At 60.9% G+C, this 18271-nt stretch carries 20 protein-coding genes; 12 read left to right on the top strand and 8 right to left on the bottom strand.

What is annotated here, in order from left to right:
• The first annotated feature begins 389 nt into the window (after window positions 1-389).
• The 3 genes from U1737_RS08030 to U1737_RS08020 all read left to right on the top strand — a co-directional run bounded on the left by U1737_RS08030 (window position 390) and on the right by U1737_RS08020 (window position 2030).
• A complete protein-coding gene (locus U1737_RS08030) occupies window positions 390-566 on the top strand; it encodes a hypothetical protein (protein WP_332796323.1) in 177 nt (58 codons plus the stop codon).
• Window positions 559-699 carry a hypothetical protein gene (locus U1737_RS08025; protein ID WP_332796322.1) on the top strand — a complete coding sequence of 47 codons (141 nt, stop codon included), beginning with the start codon at window positions 559-561 and terminating at the stop codon, window positions 697-699. Before U1737_RS08030 ends, U1737_RS08025 begins: the two co-directional genes overlap by 8 nt.
• Before the next feature lie 503 nt (window positions 700-1202).
• A complete protein-coding gene (locus U1737_RS08020) occupies window positions 1203-2030 on the top strand; it encodes an IS5 family transposase (protein WP_332796321.1) in 828 nt (275 codons plus the stop codon).
• Between the two features lie 102 nt (window positions 2031-2132).
• Here the strand turns inward: U1737_RS08020 and U1737_RS08015 are convergent, their stop codons facing one another.
• Complete coding sequence (locus tag U1737_RS08015; protein WP_332796320.1) at window positions 2133-2861, bottom strand: Crp/Fnr family transcriptional regulator; 729 nt, start codon at window positions 2859-2861, stop codon at window positions 2133-2135.
• Between the two features lie 295 nt (window positions 2862-3156).
• The gene (locus tag U1737_RS08010) at window positions 3157-4023 is read right to left on the bottom strand and encodes an SDR family oxidoreductase (RefSeq protein WP_332796319.1); all 867 of its coding nucleotides are present in this window, start codon (window positions 4021-4023) and stop codon (window positions 3157-3159) included.
• A 106-nt stretch (window positions 4024-4129) separates the two neighbouring features.
• Here U1737_RS08010 and U1737_RS08005 point away from each other — a divergent pair, with 106 nt between their 5' ends.
• A complete protein-coding gene (locus tag U1737_RS08005) occupies window positions 4130-5017 on the top strand; it encodes a LysR family transcriptional regulator (RefSeq protein ID WP_332796318.1) in 888 nt (295 codons plus the stop codon).
• 66 nt (window positions 5018-5083) lie between these two features.
• Here the strand turns inward: U1737_RS08005 and U1737_RS08000 are convergent, their stop codons facing one another.
• Window positions 5084-5542, bottom strand: a complete 459-nt coding sequence (locus tag U1737_RS08000; protein WP_332796317.1) for a winged helix-turn-helix transcriptional regulator — start codon at window positions 5540-5542, stop codon at window positions 5084-5086.
• 67 nt (window positions 5543-5609) lie between these two features.
• Here U1737_RS08000 and U1737_RS07995 point away from each other — a divergent pair, with 67 nt between their 5' ends.
• Window positions 5610-6530 (top strand): aromatic alcohol reductase, encoded by a 921-nt coding sequence (locus tag U1737_RS07995; RefSeq protein WP_332796316.1) that lies wholly within the window; start codon window positions 5610-5612, stop codon window positions 6528-6530.
• Window position 6531: 1 nt separating this feature from the next.
• Window positions 6532-7035 (top strand): ester cyclase, encoded by a 504-nt coding sequence (locus tag U1737_RS07990; protein WP_332796315.1) that lies wholly within the window; start codon window positions 6532-6534, stop codon window positions 7033-7035.
• A gap of 119 nt (window positions 7036-7154) precedes the next feature.
• Here U1737_RS07990 and U1737_RS07985 read toward each other — a convergent pair whose 3' ends face one another.
• Complete coding sequence (locus U1737_RS07985; protein ID WP_332796314.1) at window positions 7155-8021, bottom strand: LysR family transcriptional regulator; 867 nt, start codon at window positions 8019-8021, stop codon at window positions 7155-7157.
• Window positions 8022-8108: 87 nt separating this feature from the next.
• On the opposite strand from U1737_RS07985, the gene U1737_RS07980 reads away from it, so the two are divergent.
• The 3 genes from U1737_RS07980 (at window position 8109) to U1737_RS07970 (ending at window position 10022) form a co-directional block, all read left to right on the top strand.
• Window positions 8109-8729, top strand: a complete 621-nt coding sequence (locus U1737_RS07980) for a LysE family transporter (RefSeq protein WP_332796313.1) — start codon at window positions 8109-8111, stop codon at window positions 8727-8729.
• Complete coding sequence (thrH, locus tag U1737_RS07975; protein WP_332796312.1) at window positions 8726-9358, top strand: bifunctional phosphoserine phosphatase/homoserine phosphotransferase ThrH; 633 nt, start codon at window positions 8726-8728, stop codon at window positions 9356-9358. Before U1737_RS07980 ends, thrH begins: the two co-directional genes overlap by 4 nt.
• Window positions 9359-9455: 97 nt before the next feature.
• On the top strand, window positions 9456-10022 hold the full coding sequence (locus tag U1737_RS07970) for a recombinase family protein (RefSeq protein ID WP_332796311.1): 567 nt from the start codon (window positions 9456-9458) through the stop codon (window positions 10020-10022).
• Window positions 10023-10161: 139 nt separating this feature from the next.
• On the opposite strand, the gene U1737_RS07965 is transcribed toward U1737_RS07970, so the two are convergent.
• From U1737_RS07965 to U1737_RS07955, 3 genes are all read right to left on the bottom strand, one after another.
• Complete coding sequence (locus U1737_RS07965) at window positions 10162-12072, bottom strand: M61 family metallopeptidase (protein ID WP_332796310.1); 1911 nt, start codon at window positions 12070-12072, stop codon at window positions 10162-10164.
• Window positions 12073-12240: 168 nt separating this feature from the next.
• A complete protein-coding gene (locus U1737_RS07960) occupies window positions 12241-12675 on the bottom strand; it encodes a GFA family protein (protein WP_332796309.1) in 435 nt (144 codons plus the stop codon).
• Window positions 12676-12772: 97 nt separating this feature from the next.
• Window positions 12773-13663 carry an AraC family transcriptional regulator gene (locus U1737_RS07955; protein WP_332796308.1) on the bottom strand — a complete coding sequence of 297 codons (891 nt, stop codon included), beginning with the start codon at window positions 13661-13663 and terminating at the stop codon, window positions 12773-12775.
• 174 nt (window positions 13664-13837) lie between these two features.
• On the opposite strand from U1737_RS07955, the gene U1737_RS07950 reads away from it, so the two are divergent.
• On the top strand, window positions 13838-14827 hold the full coding sequence (locus U1737_RS07950; protein ID WP_332796307.1) for a saccharopine dehydrogenase family protein: 990 nt from the start codon (window positions 13838-13840) through the stop codon (window positions 14825-14827).
• 59 nt (window positions 14828-14886) lie between these two features.
• Here the strand turns inward: U1737_RS07950 and U1737_RS07945 are convergent, their stop codons facing one another.
• Window positions 14887-15774, bottom strand: coding sequence for an AraC family transcriptional regulator (locus U1737_RS07945; protein ID WP_332796306.1), 888 nt, complete (start codon window positions 15772-15774; stop codon window positions 14887-14889).
• A gap of 160 nt (window positions 15775-15934) precedes the next feature.
• Between U1737_RS07945 and U1737_RS07940 the strand changes: the two genes are divergently transcribed.
• Both U1737_RS07940 and U1737_RS07935 read left to right on the top strand, forming a co-directional pair.
• On the top strand, window positions 15935-16702 hold the full coding sequence (locus U1737_RS07940) for an SDR family NAD(P)-dependent oxidoreductase (RefSeq protein ID WP_332796305.1): 768 nt from the start codon (window positions 15935-15937) through the stop codon (window positions 16700-16702).
• 57 nt (window positions 16703-16759) lie between these two features.
• The gene (locus U1737_RS07935; protein WP_332796304.1) at window positions 16760-18253 is read left to right on the top strand and encodes an MFS transporter; all 1494 of its coding nucleotides are present in this window, start codon (window positions 16760-16762) and stop codon (window positions 18251-18253) included.
• The last annotated feature ends 18 nt before the right edge of the window (window positions 18254-18271 follow it).

Below are 18271 nucleotides of genomic sequence, written 5' to 3'. Positions count from 1 at the left end.
AAAAATTCCCGCTTTCCCATGTCCGACAGGCCATTTTGAGAAAACTAAATCGGGAACAGATTTTGAGAAAATAGCACCCCTAGGCCCATCACGAAAATGGTTATGTCCGGCTTTTTCGCTCTACGTTCCTTTTCGAGAACGTCGCTCGGCGACTAGTTGCCCGGTTCCGCCCGCATGCCATCTCCCGCGAGACAGCGTCGGCTACGTTAATCGCGGTCCGCGATCGGAAAGCTGATAGCTTGACCCAAAATTCATCGTTCGATGACGGGCCTGATCAAAAGGTCACGAGCGATAAACTGGATCAGTGCGCGTCCCCGTGACAGGGGTAAGATGCTTTAGAAACAACGCTGTACGCGTTCTAAACCGGGCCTTGGGAGAGGAAACTGAACGTGACGTCTGATGATCAATATTACGGGATGAGGGCACAGCAGGAGCTTGATTTGGCGGCGCTGGCTACGGACCCGATTGTGAAAGCACTACACCTGAATATGGCGGCAGAGTATGCCACGTTGCGAGAGCAGGCGGATGCGGAGACTTCGGATGCAAGAAATAGTGCCCGTGACTGATTTAGAGGCGTTAGCCCGGAGCCTGGACGCGCTGATTGCATTTGCCGATCACGACAAAAATTTCGTTCTCGCTGCCACCCTCGACGCGGCGCGGGTTCAGTTTATCGAGCGGTACGGGCAGGCCAAGGACTGACTTGATTTTGGCGCAATTTGTGGGGCAATAAGAAATCAAGTAACTGGGAGAGCTATGTGGAGAAAAGGGATCGCGCGGCTGCCACAGCAGAAGCTATACTGAAATTTCGACGCATACGCTCCGATCTCCTACCGCGTGAACTGTTCGCAGAGCCGGGGTGGGACCTGCTACTGGAATTGTTCGTCGCCGATGCTCACGGGGATCGCCTTACTGCGCGTGAGGTTAGCGATCGGGACAATATACCGCCCACTGTGCTATCCCGTTGGCTTATCCACCTTACTCAAATTGGCTACATAGTCGGAGATGGTGATGGCAATCTTGATGATCTACTGACGCTATCAGGTAAAGCACTAGATATAATTGAAATAGTCTTGGCCAGGGCCCGCCGAGTACGAGACTCGGTCGATTAAGCTGTTAATGGTATTAGAGCCCGACCGAAAATTGAGTTGAGCGATTTCATTAGCTTGTGATTCACCGAGGGTTGCGAAGACCACGAGGATCACATGAGCTGGACTGAAACCGCTCGACGCGAGCATGACAGAAGCAGACTGCGCTATGCAAGCGACTGCACCGATGAGGAATGGGCTGTCGTCCGGCCGCTATTGAGGCGAACCTCCAGGGTGGGACGCCCCCGCAAGCACAGGGCGCGGACCCTGTGGGATGCGATCCAGTATATCGCATCGACAGGGTGCCAATGGGCACAACTGCCCAAGGACTTTCCGCCTTTCACGACGGTACAGTATCATTTCTACCGGATGCGCGACAGCGGCCTGCTTGATGTCATCAACTCGGTGCTGGTGGCATGGGTGCGGGTCGCAGAGGACCGCGAGGCCGAACCGACCGCGGGCATTATCGACAGCCAGTCCGTTAAGACCACCGAAGCAGGCGGGCCGCGCGGCTACGACGCCGGCAAGAAGATCAAGGGTCGTAAACGCCACATCGTGACCGACACGCTCGGCAATATGCTCGAAGGCATAGTGCACGGCGCCGATGTGCAGGACCGCGACGGGGCGCCCGGCCTGATCGAGCGATCCTGCGACGCGTATCCCGCGCTCATCAGACTGTATGCCGATGGCGGTTATGCCGGGCAGAAGCTCAAAGCAGCCGTCGCGCACATCGATCGGCTGACGATCGAAATCATCAGGCGCTCCGACCTTGTGGGCTTCGTCGTCCTGCCCCGGCACTGGGTGGTCGAACGTACCCTGGCGTGGCTCAACCGATGCCGGCGTCTCGCCAAGGACTGGGAGACCTCCATCGCCTCGTCCGAGGCCTGGATGGTCGTCTCATCCATCAGGCGCATGACGCGCCGTATCGCTAAACTCGAATTATGAGTCGGGCTCTTAGGTTGCTAACCACATCGCATTTCTACAAAAATATTACATAACTGCTTTAGCAAAGCTGTATGATATCAGGTGAATCACCGCTGACGTTGTTCATCGTGCATTTGGAAGCCACGCTTGATCCATAAATGGCTGACGATTCGGTCTAGCGCCGAGCTGTTCCAATGCGTCGATATTGATCAGATGGAAGCGCCTACCTTCTCGCCGAAGAAAGCCTAAATCGGTAAGCCCACGTAGCATGCGATTAACGTGAACGGCAGTGAGCCCGAGTAAGTCGCCAATTTGCTCTTGAGAAGCAAAAACTTCGAAGCTGTCATCTTCTACATGACCAAGCGGACGAAGACGGTCCAAAAGATCAAGCAAAAAAGCCGCAGTGCGTGCCTCAGCAGGAGTTCTACCGTTCGATGCCAAACGATCCATCAAAGCAATTCGCTCTTGCTGAACACTTAACATGAACCGTGCAACAATTCGAGGATGATCGTCGAAGAGCTGGCCAAAGTCAGTAAGCGATACGTGAGCTACCGTAACGTCGGTTAGCGCGACAAGTTCTTCGGTGGTTCGCCGCATAGCCATGCTTGGTGTCCCGAGCGCATCGCCAGGAAGGTGGATCTTCATAATTTGCCTGCCGCCGTTCGATAGTGTCAAGGCAGCCCCCGCCCATCCCGACAGAAGAATGAAGAAGCCCGTCACGGGCACGGCCTCACCCTGAATGGCGTAGCCTTTCTTTATGCTGCGTGGTGCGTCCGCCATTCTAAGTACGGCTTGGCGCTCGGCCTCGCTTAAGCGCCCGAACTCCTCGAAGCGATGTAAGGGTGGGTTCATCAGCTCACCGCCCGACAGGCGATCGTCATCGAAACTTTGACCGAGCTATGGGAAATACGTTCTTTCGCAAACGACGAACCATGGTCTGCTCGCATCAAATCGCCCTTTTTTTATATATCGCTGCCGACCCTAAGCATTTCTGCGGTTCAATGATGCAGTGATGCCCGATAGCCTTGGTGAGATACGCGAATGGCCCGCCGATACCATCTTACCTCCCGAACCGGGCATCCTCGAAACTCGATCCTGATCAAGAAACCGCGTTCTGCGTGCGACTTCTCGATCAAGAATCGTCGGATCAAGCCTGCGCAAGCGCGATCGCTGTCTCGCGGTAGCTATGGAGTGATCGCCCGAGCAGGTTGGTCAGGCGTGCGACGTCGCCGTCATGCGGGATCATGCCATCGCTGACGTAGCGCTCGGCCATCAGCCGCATCTCGTAGGCAGTCCACTTCGGCATGAACCTCGCCATATTGGCCTCGAACCCGCTGGGGTCGTCGCCGCCATAGGCGATCGTGCGGCCCAGCACGTCCGACCAGATCGCGGCCACCGCCTCGCCGGTCAGCGTGTCCGGCCCGACGACGTTGATCGTTTCGATCGGCAGCGACGCCTCGGCGATATCGCGGCGGATCAGCTCGATCGCGGCGACCTCGGCGATGTCGCGCGCATCGACCATCGCAACGCCCTTGCCGCCGATCGGCATCGGATAGACGCCGTGATCCAAGATCACGTCCTGCACCATGACCTCGTTGTCGATGAAGTAGGTCGGACGCAGGATCGTGGCGCTGAAGCCCATCGCCTCCAGCATTCGTTCGGCACCGTATTTGACCGCGAAATGCGGCACATTGTACGCCCGATCAGCCTCGAACACCGACAGGTACACGACGCGCGTCACGCCCGCCTCGCGCGCCAGGTTGAGCGTGACGATCGCCTGAGTGAATTCGTCGCCGGTTACCGCATTGAGCAGGAACAGCGTACGGACGCCGGCCAAGGCGGATCGCACCGCGTCGATATCGAGAAGGTCGCCTTGCGCCACCTCGACACCGGCAGGAAAGTCTGCCTTGGCGGGATCGCGGGTGAGGACGCGGACACCGGCGCCGCGCTTGATGAGCTGGTCAACGACGTGGCGGCCGACGCGGCCGGTGGCTCCGATTACGAGAATGGTCATGGCATGGGCTCCTTCGTTAGGTCTTGCTGACGAGGAGAAGATGCGCGATCCATATCATTGCAACTAGACGCACAATCTGGACACACCGTCTCGCTGATGGAACGACATGGACCTTCTCGCGCTCGCCGATTTTACGCTCGTCGCCCGCCACGGTGGCTTCGGCGCGGCATCCCGCGCCGCCCGGCGACCCAAAGCCACACTGTCGAGGCGGATCGGTGAGCTAGAGGCGGCGCTGGACCTCAGGCTGTTCGAGCGCGGACGGCGCGACCTTAAGTTGACCGAAGAGGGACGAGCCCTGTTCGAGCGCGCTAGCGCTCTGCTGACCGAACTGGAGGAGACGGTTACCTCCCTCGCGTCCGGTGGCGGTCAAGTGCGGGGGCGGCTGCGGATCAGTGCGCCGCTGCTATTTTCTCAGACCGCGATGGGCCGGCTCGCGGCCGAGTTCTCGCGCCGCCACCCGGAGGTACGGCTGGAAGTGACGACCGATGATCGCGCCGTGGACATGATCGAGGAGGGCTACGACTTGGCGATTCGCGTCAACCCTGCGGCCGATGACGCGCTGGTCGGGCGTGCCTTCGTGCACGACCGCCTGATCGTGGTTGCCGGTCCCGACCTGCCACGCCCCATGACCAAGGCTGTGCCAGCGGTCGTGCGCGGGGCCGATCCCGCACGATCCTGGACGCTCGAGAGGCCAGATGGAACGGTAACGCTCGCGATCGAGCCGGTGCTGCGCCTGTCGTCGCTGATGATGATCCGTGACGCCGCGCGATCCGGAGCCGGAGCGGCGCGCCTGCCGCTCTCGCTGGTTATGCACGACATCGCCAGCGGGCGGCTTGTGGACTGGGGCGATGTGGCGGAATCGGGTATAGCGCTATGGGCGCTTTACCCATCCCGCCGACTGCTCAACGCCCGGGTGGCGGCGTTCCTAGACTTGCTGCGGCAATCCTTTCCTCAGGCCGCACCGGAGGAGCTTGCCGCCTATCTTGCCAGGTGAGAACGCTGGTGATTTTCTCATTTCACCATCCCAATGGGAATGCCGTCGCCGTCTCCCTTGCCTTTCCTAATCGGGAAAGCTTCGGGCTTCCGCAGGATGGTTAGCAACTGGTCCATCATGGTCGAACTGGGTGCGTGCTGCCCTGAACTCCGAGGCGTTGTCGATGATCCAAGTCCAAAGCGGCATCATCCCGACAAGCAATCCCCGTCCCAGGGGCGTCAGCGTGTAATCGACCCGTGGCGGCACCTCGCCGTAGTCGCGGCGGAGAATGAGCCCATCGCGTTCCAAATGACGCAGGGATCGGGTCAACATGCGCTGCGTGACCCCTGCGAGCCGTCGTGCCAGCTCGGCGTGTCGTAGCGTACCGCCGACCCCCAGGGCATGGACGATGCCGAGCGACCATCGGTTGCCGGCATGAGCGAGCACGTCCCGCTTAAGCCCGTCATCATCGTCGCTGAGTGCGTCGCAGGCTGCTCGCGAGCGGGCAATCACTGCTTCAAAGTCCAAGTCATCAAGCGGTATCACGCGTGTACCTTCTTCTTCATCCCGACCGTGCATCTCATCTTGTCATCAGGATCATAAGGAGCGCCTGATGCCAGAAACGAAGAACCCTGCCACCACTACCCTTGTCATCGGCGCGGGAGAATTGGGATTGGCCGTCATCAACGGCCTGCTGGAGCAGAACCCGGCAAGCGCCGGATCGATCAGCATACTCCTGCGTCCACCCGTCGACGCAGCCGGAGAGCAGGTTATCCGCCAGTTGCAGGACAAGGGACTCCAGATCGTTCACGGCGATCTTGCGACGGAAGCGGTCGATGGCCTTGCCGCGATCTTGGCCCTGTTCGATACGGTTATCTGCTGCACCGGGTTCGTCGGTGGCCCCGGCACACAACGCAAGATCACCAAGGCCGTCCTGCAAGCCGGCGTGGAACGCTATGTGCCTTGGCAGTTCGGTGTCGATTACGACGTGATCGGGCATGGCAGCGGGCAGCCGGTGTTCGATGAGCAGGCGGACGTGCGCGACATGCTGCGCGGGCAATCCGCCACGGAATGGGTCATCGTCTCAACAGGCATGTTCACCAGCTTCCTGTTCGAGCCGGTCTTCGGTCTGGTCGATCTCGAACGCCCCAAGGTTCATGCGCTTGGCAGTTGGGACAATCGCCTGACCGTGACCACCTCCGGCGATATCGGACGGCTCACCGCCGCGATCCTCGCGCATGATCCGCGCATCCGGGATGATGTGGTGTACGTCGCGGGGGATACGTTCTCCTACGCCCAGCTCGCCGACATGGTTGAAGGGCATGTGGGTCGTGATGCGGAGCGGGTGTTGTGGGACATGGATCGGCTGCGGTCCGAAGTCGCGTCACACCCGGACGACGGGATGCGGAAGTACCGCCTTGCCTTTGCCCGCGACACCGGCGTCGCATGGGACAAGGAGCAGACCTTCAATGCGGCGCAGGGCATCGCGGTCGTGGACGTGCCGGCGTGGCTGGATCAGCGGGAGGCCGCTTGATATGGTCGCCTCGTTGCTTGCCGATCCTTCGAGGCTACACGATGCTGCGGCGGTGGCCTTCGCCCGTCCTGACGTGCTGGTCAGCCCCGACGACGGTGCCGCTTCCATGCTCGCGGAGCTTGCCGCGACCTATTACGGCTTCTGGAACAACGGCAGCACCGCACTGTTCGAGGCGACCGTTTCTCCCGGCTACACGGATCGCACTTTGCCTGCCGGTCGGCAGCAAGGCCCGTCAGGTCTGGCCGATGCTGGGGCGGCCTTCTTCGCGGCGTTCCCTGACGGCCGGGTGAAGGTTCTCCAACAGATGTTGGTAGGCGATCGTATCGTCAGCCATCTTCGCGTCACGGGCACGTTCACGGGGAGCCGCAGAGGTGCGGAAGGAGCCGGACAGACCATAGACTATTTGGCGACCGACATCATGCGGGTCGCTGACGGGCTGATTGTCGAAAATTGGCACGTCGAGGATCATGAGACGCTGCACCGGCAGCTCGCCGTCTCGGCATAACCTTCCCGCAACACGGGTTTTGAGAAAGCTGAAGCTTTCCCATTTCTTGATCCTTACGAAAAACCCCGGACCGTCTCGACCGCCCGCCCAACCAGGAAAGGTCGGGCGATTTATGCCAGTCAGGTGTACGGCGCGATCATCCGACTTTTCAGCCACTCCGTGAGCATTGCGCGTCGCGGATCGATCGAGTTGGTAGGCCAGATGGCAAGGTAGTGCGTCCCATCGGGCAGGAAGCCGTACGGCGCAGCTAGCCGCCCGCTCGCAAGCGCGTCCGCAACCATGTGGAACGAGGCCATTACGACGCCCTGACCGGCTTCGGCCGCCTGGATCGCCATGTAGAAATGCTGGTAGCCGATCGCCGGCCCACTAAACGATGCACTGTCCCAGCCTTGCCAGGCATCCGGCCGTGTCTCGCTGCGGAGGCGCGGCAGCGCGCCGCTGTTCGCCCCGGCAAGGTCGGGGCGCAGCACCGGCCCCATGTGCTCGGCGGCGAGCGTGGCCGTACCCACGCCGGGCGGCAGGGGGAAATCGCTCCGCCGGATTGCTACGTCGATATGGTCGCGAACAAAATCGACCGGCCCGCCGGCCGCCAGCAAGCGCACATCGAGGCCAGTCGCCTGCTTCAGTTCGCCCAGCGCCGGGATCAGCAGCCGCAGGCACAGGGTAGGCTCGCACGATACGGTAAGCGGGCCGGCAACGTCGTCCAGCTTCCGGAAGTCGCGCATCGTCCGATGGAGATCGGCGAACGCGGCCTTCAGGCGCTCTGCCAGCCACGCCCCTTGCCGGGTGAGGTGGATGCCCCGATTGCGGCGCTCGAAGAGCCGCGTGCCGATTTCGGCCTCAAGCGACTGCACCTGCTTGGACACCGCGCCATGCGTGACGTTCAACTCAGTTGCGGCGGCCATCATGCTGCGGTGACGGGCTGCCGCCTCGAACGCACGGAGCGAACCAAGAGCCGGCAGGCGGGGTTGGGCATCGGTGAGCATCATTCACGGATTAGGCGACGAACATTCGATTTTCCAGACGATCGGTGTGCGTGATGAAATGCGGTCCCTCGAACCCGGATTCCAGTCATGTCCCACCTATTCCTGATCCTTCCCGTCATATGGCTGGCCGTCGTCAGCCCCGGTGCCGATTTTGCGATGATTTCGCGGGTGAGCTGCATCGATGGCCGCCGCGCCGGCATCATGGCCGCGCTTGGCATCGCCCTCGGTTGCTGGCTGCACATTACCTATGCCGTCTTCGGCCTTGGCGTCGTCGCCCGGCTGTTTCCGCAGTTCCTGACGGTGCTGAAGGTCGCTGGCGCACTCTACCTGATATGGCTCGGCTGGACGATGGCAACGGCCAAGATGGTGACTGCCGCGGCTGAGGGAGCATCCTCGCAAAGCCGCAGGCACCCGTTGGCGACGGGCCTGCTGACGAATGCCCTCAACCCGAAAACGTCGATCTTCGTCGTCAGCCTCTACGCACAAGCGATCGGGCCGGGTACGCCGTTGGCCGCCAAGCTCGGCTACGGCGCTGTCATCTCGCTTTCGCATCTCGCTTGGTTCGCGGCGGTCGCGGTCTTCCTGTCGCATCCCTCGATCCGGGCTTGGGTGCTGGCGCGGCAGCATGTCGTCAATCGGATTATCGGCACGGTGCTGATCCTGCTCGGCATCGCGCTGGGCTTTGCTGACTTAGGGGCGCGCGTATGAGGCCGCCCCTGCAAATCTTCTGCGACCTCGAAGGCGTGCTGGTGCCGGAGATGTGGCCGCATGTCGCAGTGCGGCTCGACATACCGGCCCTCGCCGCGACCACGCGGGTGCATCCCGATTACGCGGGCCTTGTCGCCGCGCGGATCGCGACGCTGCGCGCGCATGGTGTCACTCTGGCCGCGCTCAGTGACGCCGTCGCCGACGTGACGCCCTATGAAGGGGCTGTCGCCTTCATTGCCACGCTACGCCGGCATGGACCGGTCACGCTGGTGACCGACTCGTTCGCTCCGATGAACACGGGCCTGATCGCCGCCTTCAAGGTGGATCGCGTCCTGAACCATCGGTTCGTCCCCGACGCCCGAGGCTTCATCGCCCATTGCGTCTATTGGAACGGTCTGGCCGGCAAGCAGCATTGCCTGGCCGGTATCAAAGACGCCACGGTGGCGATTGGCGACGCCTTTAACTACCTCCCGCTGCTGCACGCAGCGACCTGCAGCATCCTGTTCCGGCCCTCTCCGAAGACGAGGCGGGCAGGTGGGAGCCTCTTGGTCGCGACGACTTATACGGAAGTGACCGACGCCTTCGCGATACACGAAGGCACCGGTGTTCTCGATCAGGGTGAATTTTGAGAACAGGATTATCCGGCTACCGCCGGGGCGCTGAACGCAAGCGCCAGCTTCTCGATCTAGAGGGAGCCGGTTGCGGGCTGCAACGGGACGACCGACGATGCTGATAGGCTATGCCCGTGTATCGACGGCCGATCAGGATCTGTCTTTACAGATTGATGCACTGACGAAAGCCGGTTGCGAGAAGATTTTCACCGACAAGGCGAGCGGGGCGAAATCGGATCGTCCGGGCCTGACCGATACGCTGCAATTTGCCCGGGGCGGTGATACGCTTGTCATCTGGAAGTTGGATCGGCTTGGCCGGTCGATCCGTGGTCCCATCAAAATGGTGGCCGGTTTATCGGCTCGAAACGTCGACTTTCGATCACTGACTGATGGCTTCGACACGGCCACCCCTTCTGGACGGCTTCTATTTCATATTCCCGCTTCCGTAGCCGAGATGGAACGCGAACTGGTCAAAGAGCGGACCATCGCCGGCTTGGCCGTATTTCGCGCGAAGGGGGGCAGCTGCGGAGGGCGGAAGCTGGCGATGACGCCGGAGAAGATCGACACTGCACGCAAGTTGCTCGCGGCGGGAGATAAGCCTGCCAAGATCGCCAAGCTGCTAAATGTCGGTGTATCGACATTTTACCGCCACTGCCCAGGTGGCCAAGCTCCACCCGACTAAAACGATTTTTCTCATTGCCCTGGAAGCAAGGGCGATTGGGAAGGCTTTGGCCATCTCATTCACCGTTCGTTTCTGGGAAGCTCTACCTTACTGAAAGAACGGGTGGTGCTCAGAGCAGGCGTAATGCCGTTGGTTGTTGTCAACGTGCAACAAGCAGCTTCGTAAGAGTGTCAGCTTGTTCGGTGATCCGCCCCAGACGAGGATATCTAAGCGTACCACGGTATCCAATCATGCGATCGGAGCGAGTACCATCCTGCTCAACACTCAGGACGATCGGTACGTGCAGTGCGGCCCGGACTGCCGCGAGCAGTACGTCGCGCGTGTACGGCACGCCACCAACCGCTACGATCCGAACGCCTGTTCGCATACCAGCGCGAAAGGCCGGGCCACTCCAAGACACCGCGCGCACCATTCCGCTATCCGTAGCGGTCAGTCCGACTGAATAGGAGAGATCGGCCACGCCATCCTCGGCCTCACTCTGCTCGAAGGCCGGCGTCGGAACGTCGGTGAACACAAGGCGCCAGCCGTGACGCTTGAGACCGCGAGTTACGTCCAATTCCTCGTGCGCTTCGAGCCAACTACCCAAGAAGTAGCGCCAGTCGCTCGGTGCGACCGCATCAAGGGTGCGGCAGATGGCATCAAAATCGTAGAGGCGTGCGGGCGCCTCTGGGCTGGCTCCAGCGTAGAAGAGGTGAGCGAAATCGTCGATACTGCGCCTTCCTCCGCTTCGTTCGCGTAGCTCGGCATCTACATCGAGCCACAGCAGCACGCCTTCCGAATAATAGTCGCGTCGCCGCTGCCAATCGCGCCATGGCACCGGTTGGCGGAGCATGAACGACGGATAGTTGACGTCATCCGACAAGGGCCGCCAGGCACGGCCAGGTCGCGCGGCCATCTCTGCCGCCTCGATCGCCACGCGATCACGCAACTCAGCAGAGGTGAACTGCCCGGCGCGGGTTGCCAGCACACGTCCCCAGAACTCCGTCTGCCCCTCGTAAACCCACAATAGACTGCCGCTGACCGGTACGTTGGGCGTTGGAGCCCATAGATCGGCGGGCGTCCGGTAGAGCCCGTTCCAGGCATGGACCATTTCATGCGCGATGAGGTCGCGGGAGAGAAGCTGCTTGTCCCATTCGCGAAACAGCGAAGATCTCAGAGCTAATTCGGTTGAAGCGCGATGCTCGGTGCCCCCTGCAGAGCCATCGTCGCTGAGCCGCACCAGCACACGGTACTGCTGGTACGGCGTTTCGCCAAAAACCAGGCGCATCTGGGTGATCAGCCGGCGAAGCTCGTCAAGACGCGGGGTTGGAATGGAAAGATCGCCTTGCCGCAAGCCCACTAGGTCGAGCATCACCGCGCCGGGTTGCTGCTCCGCCAATGGGATGCTGGCTGCATATCGTCCCGCGAGCACCGGCGAGTCCACTAACGTTTCCATCGATTTAGTGACGAAGCGTACCGTCGTGCCGTCTACGCTCCTCGTGGCAAGCGACGTGAAGGGGTGCAAGCCGGCAGGTAGCGCCAACGTCGCGGAGACCGGTATATTGCGGGCATACCAGCCCGCCGGGTACAAGATCAGCTGTTGCCACGAAATTGCGACGACATCGGGCGTAAGCAGATCGGCGCCGGCCACCATTTCAAAGCGCACATCGAGTTCGCCAGCGCCGTTCGGCACGTCGATGCGGAAGGCATGCGGTTCGATTGGGTCACGCCGCCAAGCAACCCGCTGGCCGCTTGCGCGAACTTCAAGGGCAGTAAGGTTGGTAACAGTCAGGCTTGGACCATGGCTAGCCGCCTCCCAGCGAGGATAGAGCAGCGTTACCGTCCGCTCACCATGAAGGGGAATTCGCTCCTGCACGGTAAAGACCCTATGCCCCACATCGGTAGCGTTGATATCGAGAGCGATCACGCCGCCATAAGCATGGTCGACCGGCACCGGAACGGTCTCCGCGCTGGCGATCACCTGCACCGGTCCGCCAACGCTTTGTGCGCCCGCGATCGTTGCCCAAAAGCCTAAGCTCGCTAGAGCCAAGCCAACATGGCGCTTCGTCATTTTTTCCCCTTTATCTGCGGTTGCCCAGCTCCGCCGAACTTTACGCGACGAGCACCTTTTGCCCGTTCGTTAGCAGGCGATTAGACAAACCCGCGAGGGAATCAGCGTTGGTCCCAGTGTGCCCGCTGCGATGTTTTCTCAAATTACCATCCCTTTGGGAAGCGCCTCTTACTCCGCCTCGATCGTGCACCAGGCTACGCGCCGCTGGTCGAACACCTGCACAGTAGGCGGAGGAAAGTCGGCGGATGCGAATGCCCCAGCCGGCACGGAGATCATGCCGGAACGCATCTCCACGTCGTAAAAGACGATCGAGCCGCAGGTCGGGCGGAAGTGATAGACGTTGGTTCGCCCGGAATCCGTCGCACGGGCAAAGCTCTGTCGTTCGCCAGCGGTCGTTACCGCCTTGGCAGGAAAGCTGGCGTTCCATGCAAAGGCGCTGCCTGTCCGCCGCTTGCAGTTCGTGCAGTGGCAAACGGAGACGCGATCCGGCTCGCCGGCGCAGGTTGCACGAAGCTGGCCACAATTGCATTCTGCCTGCCATTCCATCGCTCGCTCCTCCCGCAGGTCATCTATAGATCGACCGCCGGCGGTTGCATCGGCCATTCTCCTTTCTCGATCCCGTTCGAGAACTCCCACGCTTCTCGATCGACCTTCCGTTGTGGAAACGCCGTCTCAACCGTCTCGCCAGGATCGGCAACTTCTAGCCAGTCGTCTGCAAAGCTCGAACGATCTGCCGGCTATCCTTCGATGGCGGGAGACCAAAGAAACGAGAGTATTCCCGGCTGAACTGGGTCGGGCTTTCATAGCCGACGCCGAATGCAACCGACGTCGTATTCCCTTCGCCGGCAATTAGCAGGGACCGCGCATGCAACAACCTGATCCGCTTCTGATACTGGAGCGGACTGAGCGCCGTTACCGCCTTGAAGTGCCGATGGAACGCCGAGATGCTGAGCGCCGCCATGGATGCCAGTGCCTCTACCCTAAGGGGAACTGTGAAGTTGTCGCGAATCCAGCGGATTGTGACGCCTATCCGCGACAGGGCGGTCCCTGGTGCCGCGATATCACGCAGCATCCAGCCATGCGGGCCTTGCAGGACGCGGTAGAGCAATTCTCGCTCATAGGCGGGGGCAAGTGCGGGTATGTCGTCAGGCCGGTCCATCAGCCGCAGCATACGGACCCAAGCATCAAGGAGTTCATCAGTGACGGGAGCCACCGAAAAGCCGGAGCTGTAGAGTTCGCCCCCGGCAGGTTTAGGCATATCGGCCAGTAGGTTCGCAACGATCGACGGTTCGAGCGTCAGGCTGACCGCAAGGTAGGGAGCACCGGCATCGCTCGGATGCACGGACCCGACCGCAGGAAGATCGACGGACATTACGAAATAGGTCGCGGGATCATATTGGAAGGTGCGTGCTCCCACTGTCATCGTCTTCGAACCGGTCAGGATGAGGTTGATCATTGGACTGTAAACAGCCGCCAGCTTGTGCTCGGGGATCTCGCCCTGGACCATGGCAACCCGTGGTATGCCGGTTGGCGTAGCCCGGTTCTGGGCCCGCGCAGCCAGGCGGCGAAGCTCTTCGAGGTTGGTGTTCATATCACCATGGTACTCGATCCAACCGTATCGACCTACCATCAAGCAGGATCAGGCAGGTTTCGAAGAGGATCGGATAGGCATGCGATGGCGCGCGTGCCCATTTGAGGTGCAGGCAGCAGCGACCGGATAATGCGGCGTTGCGGCGATTGCCCTCAGCAAATTGGAGTTACCGACGTGGCAAAACTGATGATCTACGGCGCAGCCGGATACACTGGTAAAATGGCCGCCACGAATGCGCAAAAGGCAGGCGTCCAGATCGTCCTTGCGGGCCGGGAGCAGGACAAGGTGAAGTTCGCCATACTGGGTAGCGAGCTAGGTGTGGAATACCGCCTGTTTGCCGCGGACGATCTGTCCGCAGTCCAGGCGGCCCTTTCGGATATCGACGTCCTGTTGAATTGCGCAGGGCCATTCATGCTCACCGCCGAGCCGTTGATGAAGGCGTGCATCGAGGCGGGCGTTCATTACCTCGATATCGCCGCTGAACTGGACAGCTACCAGTTGGCCGAGACGCTGAATGAAGCTGCAACTGCGGCAGGCGTGATGCTTCTCCCAGGCAGCGGTGGCAGTGTTGCAATGCTTGGATCGCTCGCGGCCCATGCCGCAAAGCGCGTCAGCAAGCCTCACAGCGTCAGCATTGCCATGCACGTGGCAGGCGGTTTTTCTCGCGGTTCGGCCATCTCGGCGAGCGAAAACGTCACCACTGGTCTGCTGCACCGTGTGGATGGAAAGCTGGTCAGCTGGAGCCCACAGGATGTTCGCGATTTCGACTTCGGCAATGGCCCCGCGTCATCGTTCCCGGTGACTTTGCCGGATCTGATCACGATCTGGCGTGCCACGGACATCCCAAACATTGAGACCTTCGTCTACCTGACAGACACTGCGTTTCCGGAAGGCGATGTTACCGCCATGCCTGACGGCCCGACGTCCGCCGAGCGCGACGCCAATCGCTACCATGCGTCCGTCGAAGTTACCGGCGAGGACGGAACGGTGGCCCGTTCAATCCTGGAGACGGTCAACGGCTATACGTTCACGACCATTGCCGCGGCCGAAGCGGCTCGTCGCGTGCTGAATGGTGAAGCGCGCCCAGGCTTCCAAACGCCGGCTGGTCTGTTCGGCGACGGCTTTGCCGAGACGATTGCTGACACGACTATCGTCGATCTTTAAGCGATATCAGTGATCGGCGCCGGGTAAGGGCCATGCCTTTCCCCGGTGCCGATCCATATCTATTCTGCCGCAGCCAACTCGACGTTATCTACCGTCGCTTCGACCCGGAAGCGGGCCGCGTCCCGTCCTGGCGGCATACCGAACATGCGCGCATATTCGCGGCTGAACTGCGATGCGCTTTCATATCCGACGCCGTAAGCAATCTTGGCGACATCGTGCGTTTCGAACAGCAGGAGCCGTCGGGCCTTCAGCAGGCGAAGTCGCTTCTGATACTGGATCGGGGCCATCGACGTCACCGCCTTGAAGTGGCGATAAAATGCGGCAACGCTCATGCCGGTCATCCCGGCCAGCGGCTCTGAGTGGATCGTCTCCGCAAAATTGTCGCGAATCCAGTCGATGGCGGGCCGGACCTGCGCAAGCCGGCTGTCGGCACATGCGACCTCCCGAAGTTTGTCCCCCTGCGGTCCGATCAGCACACGAAAGAGGATTTCGCGCTCGATCATGGCACCCAGGATAGGTGCTTCGTTAGGACGGTCGATAAGCCGCATCATGCGTAACCAGGCATCAATCAACTCGGGCGTGGCCGTCGAAACGGAAAAGCCGCTCGGGTTCGGCGTCGTCCCGGTGCTGTGCATCTCCGCCATTAGATTTGCGATGATCGTAGGATCGAGCTTCAGACTGACGGCGAGGTAGGGTTGGTCCGTCCCTTCCGATTGGACTTCGCCGGTTGCGGGAACGTGGACGGGGACGACGAAGTAGGTCGCCTCATCGAAGCGCAGATTTTGGTCTCCGATCGACAAGCTCTTCGAGCCTTGAAGCACGAGGTGGAGCATTGGCTCGTAAACCTGGTCAGCACATCCCTCCGATCTGACCATTGAGACACGAGGAATGCCGGTGTCCGTCCACCGGCTTCCGGCACGCATCACGATGCCGCGGAGCTCGTCCATAACATTTTTCATCCATCACACATGGCCCGCTGGTAAGCGCGAACAACCTGCTTTGAGAAGATTAGGCAGGAATGAGAGAATAAGCGGCATGGGCTCCATACCCCGCGCTGCCATATCGGAAAGGCGAACGAGGGGCTTTGTGCCTTTCGCACCAGATCCTTTGATCGAGAAAGACAGTCCCATGAAACTCAGCAACAAAGTCGCGATCGTCACAGGTGCGTCGAGTGGCATCGGTGCAAGCATTGCCAAGGCATTCGGTGCCGAAGGCGCGCTTGTCATCGTGAATTACAATTCGAGCAAGAGCGGTGCCGACGCTGTCGTTGCCTCGATTGAGACCGCTGGCGGTACGGCGTTTGCCGTCCAGGCGGACATGTCGAAGTCGGCTGACGTCGCGCGCCTGTTCGATCGCGTCGTCGCCGATCACGGCAAGATCGACGTACTCGTCAACAATGCCGGCGTTGCGGTTTTTGAAATGGTTGCCGACCTGACCGAGGACGCGTTTCACAAGCAGTTCAACGTCAACGTGCTGGGCTACTTCCTCGCAACGCGCGAAGCGGTGAAGCACTTTGGCGAGGCGGGCGGTAGCATCGTCAACATCAGCTCGATCCTCAGCACGCACCCGTCCGCTGGCGGCAGCGTCTACTCGGCAACCAAAGGCGCTGTCGACAACATGACCTATGGCCTCGCGCGGGAACTCGGTCCGCGCAACATTCGCGTCAACGCCATCATGCCGGGTTATACCAACACGCCAGCTACGGACGGCGCGTTCGTCGGAGATCTGCGTGACCGGCTGCTGGCAGAGACACCTCTGGGCCGCGTTGGCGAGCCGGAGGATATCGCCCCGACTGCCGTGTTCCTGGCCTCCGATGACTCCCATTGGATCAGTGGTGAATCAATCCGTGTCACAGGCGGCGCACGCGGCCTCTGACACAAAAAGTCGGGGGTACGCGCCTCTGATCTGGATGCCATCGGCTAGCTGAAGCCGATGGCATCCTTCGCTTTCTTCCAGGCGCTCGCCTGCAATCAGCCACATGGGAACATGCACATGCCAAGCTTAACCCTCGGGGGCAGCCCTCCCGTGTCGCACCGGCGCGCGTTCGCGCTGTGGATCGTCCTGGCAGCGCAACTCATGCTCGCCATGGATTTTCTCATCGTCGTCGTCGCCTTGCCGCGAATCCAGTTAGACCTTGGATTCACCCCTGCTGCCCTGACTTGGGTACCAAACGCGTTCGGGTTGGCATTTGGTGGCCTGCTACTGCTTGGCGGTCGGCTCGGGGATATTATCGGTCAGGTTCGCGCATTCAGGATGGGGCTCACAATCTTCGTTGCGGCGTCGCTGGTCGGCGGTCTTGCGCAAGCGCCCATGATCCTGATCGCAGCCCGTGTCGTGCAAGGCATCGGCGCAGCGCTTGCCGCGCCAAGCGTCCTGGCTCTTGTCATGGTGATGTCGCGTGACGACGCGGAGCGGGCGCGGGGATTGTCGCTGTTCACCGCCGTCTCGTCGATCGGCGCGTCTGCCGGCCTGATCCTTGGCGGTATCCTCACCGACTTCCTCTCATGGCGGTGGGCGTTGTTCATCAACGTGCCTGTCGGCATATTCGTGGTGATCGCGATAGGCCGTCTGGTGGCAGAAACCCATCCAAAGCCCGCCCGTCTCGATGTGTCCGGGGCGCTCACTGCGACAATTGGTTCGGTAGCACTGGTCTACGGGTTCATCAGTGCTGCGGATCATGGATGGATCGCAGCCGGCACGCTGGGGTCCTTCCTTGCGGCGACAATCCTGCTCGTCGCTTTTTTCCAGATCGAGCAACGCCACGCAGCGCCGCTCCTCGACTTGAGCTTGCTCCGTGATCGCGCTCGGCTCGGCGGGCTGGCGGTAATGGCCTTGATCGTCGGCGTACATTTCGCCGTGCTCTTTATGCTCGTGCAGTACCTTCAGCGCGTCTTGGGCTGGACCCCGCTCGGGGCCGGCCTCGGCTACATGCCCCTCACGATTACGGTCTACGCGATCAGCCATTTCGCACCCCGTCTGATCGTCAGATTTGGAGCTCGCGCGCTCATGGTTGCGGGAAGCGCGATCGTCGCCGTCAGCCTTCTCGGATTTGCGATGCTCGACAATGCCAGCAGCTACTTCCCGGCTGTCTTCATCCCGCTGTTGATCCATGCAACGGGTATCGCCCTCATCTTCGCGCCGGGTACTGTTGCGATCATGGACGGCGTTCCGGAAGAACACGCCGGCACGGCGTCGGGCCTGTTGCAAATGGACCAGCAGATAGGCGGGGCGCTAGGGATTGCTGTGATGACGGCGATTTACGCGTTCGCGAGCGTTCCCGGCACGTTTGCTGCGGGCTTGCCTGAAGCGTTCAAGGGCGGTGCCATTCTTGCCGTTCTGGCAGCGATCGTCGCATGGCGAGCGATGGGTTCGTCCGCGAAGGGTGTTGCGACGCCATCGGGGCCAACTCCCGTTATACGGCCATGACTATGACGCCGATTTCCG

This window comes from Sphingomonas fucosidasi (assembly GCF_036663855.1).
Classification (GTDB): Bacteria; Pseudomonadota; Alphaproteobacteria; order Sphingomonadales; family Sphingomonadaceae; genus Sphingomonas; species Sphingomonas faeni_B.
Note: the sequence above shows the minus strand (reverse complement) of the source record. Positions and strands in the feature narration are given on the sequence as shown.